Source organism: Paraburkholderia sp. RCC_158 (assembly GCF_041355255.1).
Lineage (GTDB): Bacteria > Pseudomonadota > Gammaproteobacteria > Burkholderiales > Burkholderiaceae > Paraburkholderia > Paraburkholderia graminis.
This window is the reverse complement of record NZ_JBFUPM010000058.1, coordinates 1-3,490: the sequence shown is the minus strand read 5'-3', so window position 1 is coordinate 3,490 and position 3,490 is coordinate 1. Positions and strand designations below refer to the sequence as shown.

Here is a 3,490-nt window from a genome sequence, read left to right as displayed (position 1 = left end):
GCCGGAATAATGCGCAGCTGCAAATTATGCGGAGTCCGTCACTTTATAAGAGTGCCAGGCGAGTCGCCGAAGCGATCCGCAAGGATTCGCGGTTCGGCGAACTACGCATAATTACAGCGACTCCAGGAACTGCAGGATACGGTCCGGTGGCCGATATCGACGATTCTTTACTTGCGGCGGTTGAATCCTGTTCAGTGCCCGCTCCTTCATTGTCAGGTCAGCTTCCATGTAGCCGTGCGTTGTCGAGGGGCTTTCGTGTCCCAGCCACAACGCGATGACTGACAGGTCGACGCCTGATTGAAGTAGATGCATGGCGGTCGCGTGTCGAACCAGGTGAGGAGATACACGTCGGTTGGCGAGCTGCGGACATTGGTCCTTCGCTCGCGTAACGGCAATTCTCAGGCGGTCGGCGACATTGGAGCGAGTCATCGCATTCCCAGATCGATTTGGAAAGAGCCTCTGACTGGATGCATCCTGGATCTGCGGCAACCACCCCCTGATGAGCCGGGCAGTAGATTGCCATAAAGGCACCGTCCGCTCCTTGCGTCCTTTGCCGAGAATATGAACACAGGGCGACGGCCCCAGGACGACATCACCGACGCGCAGTGCAAGAATCTCCGAGACCCGTGCTCCGGTGTTATACATGGTTGCCAGAAGGACCCTGTCGCGTTGGCCCGACCAGGTGTCTGGGTCGGGCGCCGTCAACAGGTACTGAATCTCATCGCGAGACAGGAATCCAACCATAGGTTTATCGCAACGCTTCATCGGCACCGAGAGTGCGCGCTGTATAACGGCCAGCGATGCGATGTCACGATGCGTAGCGTACTTCAGAAACGAACGCAACGCCGCGAGTCGAACGTTGCGGGTCCGCGTGCTGTTGTGCCGCTCAACCTCGAGATGTCGCAGAAAGGCCAGTATCAGCGACGCGTCCATGTCCGACAGCGTCAGGTCAGTTGGGCACCTACCAAGGCGATCCGATGCAAACTGAAGAAACAGGCGAAACGCATCGCGATAGCTCGCTATCGTCTCCGGGCTCACCGCGCGTTGCTGCATCAACCGGTCGACGAAGAAGTCCTGAAGAAGCGTCGCGAAGGAAGGAACCAGGCAGGCTTTAGTCATGGCGAACCCCTTCGGCAAAGCACGCAAATCTCTGACTTACGATTTCCATGAGATCGGGAACTGCAGTCAGATACCAGTAGGTATCGCTCGGCTTCACGTGTCCCAGATATGTTGACAGCGCCATCATCCGATTGTCGACGTTCTCGCCGTCCTGATACCACTTCAGGATTCGCCGGCACACAAACGTGTGGCGAAGATCATGAATTCGAGGCAACGCGTGGTCACCCCGGGAAGTCAACGCGAGTTGTTTGCGCAGACGACCAAACGCCCAGTGCACTGTTTGAGCCTGCAGCTTCCTGCCATCAAGATTCACAAAGAACGAATTGCAAGGCTCTGAAGCGACGATCAGTGCGCGGCGTTTAGCGTAACGCTTCATGGCCCGAGTTACGGTAGGATGCAACGGAATAAGACGCGCCTTGTTGAATTTCGTCTCGCGCACAATTAGCGTCCCATCAGCAAGATTCACGTCGTCTCGGCAGAGATTGATGGCCTCCGAGATACGCAAGCCAGTTGCCGCAATCAAACCAAACAACGCTTCATAGGTAAGCGGTCTGATGGAACCGGCGGGAAACATCGCCGCCGACGCTACGAGGAGTTCGTTGATTTCCTGCTCCGTGTAGATGTGAGGCGCCAAACGACGATGTGCCCGCCCGCACAGATCGCGTCGCGGAACAACGGTGTCAGGATAGAACTGCTTGAGATACTTCGCGAAGGGACGGACTATCTCAATTCGACGCGCCCAGGTAATGGCCCTTTCGCTCGGTGTCGAGTGTGCCCAGGCAAGCGCCAGACTTTCGGTGATCGGACCGCGATGGTTTGCCGTATCCGCGAAGCGGGCGAAGTTCATCAGCACCTGCCCCGAGATCGCAAGGTCGAAGCCGAGACAGCGTCGCTCTGCGAGATACGTTTCCACTAGCGATACCATTGTGTGTGCCGATTTGACGGGAATCTTCATGATTTGCTCCCCGGCCAGGGAAGCGCCACGGCCTCCAGGCTTCGCAGGTCGATCTTCGTGTAGATCGCGGTGGTGTCGATGCTCTGATGGCGTAATACGTCAGCCACTTCCTTCAACGACGAGCCGGAACGAAGCAGCCGTCGGGCAACGCTGTGCCTCAGAAGATGGGTTCCAGATCGGTCAGTCCACCCGCAACGAACATATGCGTCATGCACAGCCTTGTGGACGCGGCCCGTTCCTAATGGAAGGTCAGCAGGTGCGTAATGCCGCACAAAGACGGCGCGGGACGTCGTCGTTGCTCGTCGGCCTAACCGGATATAGTCCGCGAGCGCATGACCTGTCGGCTCCGGCAACGGAATGATGTAGCCCCGTCGCGATTTGGTGCGACGGATTTGCAGCGTGCCTTCGCGCCAGTTAAAGTCGTCGAGTTGGATTTGCACGACTTCCGCAGCCCGCAACCCAAGATCAGCCAGACAGCGCGCCATTGCGTAATCACGCAAGCTGGACGCAGTCGCGCGATCGAAGGAGTTCAGGAACTGCCCGATCGCTGCATCCGAAAGCGTTTCAGGCAGCGCCGCCAACCTCCATCCAGCCACGTTCGGTACTGCCGCGATCAGCTCTTCGACCTGGTCGTTATATTGCATGGTCCTGAATCGCAGATAACCGCGCAATGTCACGCCCGCTACGTGAGCGGCTCCAGCCTTGCACCCGTCAGGGTAGTGCGTAACGAAACGACGAATATCCCGAATCGTTAGCAGCTTCATGTTTATGTGTTTGCGACCAAAGCTCTGATGCAAGAAATCGCGAATGATTCGACCACGCTGATATCGCGTGCATTCGGCTAGGCCGCAAACGTCCTTGAGATGGTCAGTAAAGCGACACACCTCCTGTTGCACCGAGTCCGGTTCCGCCCGCAGAAACCGGGGGACAGCGCTCGCGCCCATGACGACCAGCAAATGCCGAAGTGCAGCATTCACGTCTGCCCGACCCCTCGGAATCGGATCGGGGCAGGTACATCGCCGCAAATGGTCGTTCACGAAGCTGCAGACAAGTCGATCTTCGACACTTGCTACGGCTATACGGTGCGTTGTAAGCCAATACGCAAAGTGCGCGACGCACCTCACGTAGATGTTGATGGTGCGAGCCGCGTAGCCGGTATCAACGAGATATTCGCAGTAGCGCTCTGCGAAAGGAGAAAGGACGCTGCGCCACAACCACGCCTGAGGCTGCGGTCGAAGAGGAACCAAGCCGATCATGATGATTCTCCTGAATGGGTAACAACCCAAACAGGAAAGCATCTTTTTTATGTGCAGTTTGCTGCAAGCCACAGATCCCTGCAAGGCGCGTCGCACTGGCGCTCGTGACGAGCCGTACGATGCAAACTCCGCATAATTTGCGGCTGCGCATTATTCCGGC

Annotated in this window: 3 protein-coding genes; all 3 read right to left on the bottom strand. The window is 57.2% G+C overall.

The annotated features are described in order from the left end of the window. Nucleotides 1–111: 111 nt before the first annotated feature. The 3 genes from AB6809_RS36020 to AB6809_RS36010 are packed head-to-tail and all read right to left on the bottom strand — an operon-like array spanning nt 112 to nt 3,330. Nucleotides 112–1,119 carry a tyrosine-type recombinase/integrase gene (locus tag AB6809_RS36020; RefSeq protein WP_371028582.1) on the bottom strand — a complete coding sequence of 336 codons (1,008 nt, stop codon included), beginning with the start codon at nt 1,117–1,119 and terminating at the stop codon, nt 112–114. Continuing rightward, nucleotides 1,112–2,074: a tyrosine-type recombinase/integrase gene (locus tag AB6809_RS36015; protein ID WP_310031632.1), complete on the bottom strand. Its 963-nt coding sequence runs from the start codon at nt 2,072–2,074 to the stop codon at nt 1,112–1,114. The genes AB6809_RS36020 and AB6809_RS36015 overlap by 8 nt, the downstream gene beginning before the upstream one ends. Next, complete coding sequence (locus AB6809_RS36010) at nt 2,071–3,330, bottom strand: tyrosine-type recombinase/integrase (RefSeq protein WP_310031634.1); 1,260 nt, start codon at nt 3,328–3,330, stop codon at nt 2,071–2,073. Before AB6809_RS36010 ends, AB6809_RS36015 begins: the two co-directional genes overlap by 4 nt. Nucleotides 3,331–3,490 lie beyond the last annotated feature (160 nt).

Bases quoted from the DNA above. Each gene is read 5' to 3' on its own strand.
- AB6809_RS36020 (WP_371028582.1), bottom strand. From the start codon at position 1,119: ATGACTAAAGCCTGCCTGGTTCCTTCCTTCGCGACGCTTCTTCAGGAC.
- AB6809_RS36015 (WP_310031632.1), bottom strand. From the start codon at position 2,074: ATGAAGATTCCCGTCAAATCGGCACACACAATGGTATCGCTAGTGGAA.
- AB6809_RS36010 (WP_310031634.1), bottom strand. From the start codon at position 3,330: ATGATCGGCTTGGTTCCTCTTCGACCGCAGCCTCAGGCGTGGTTGTGG.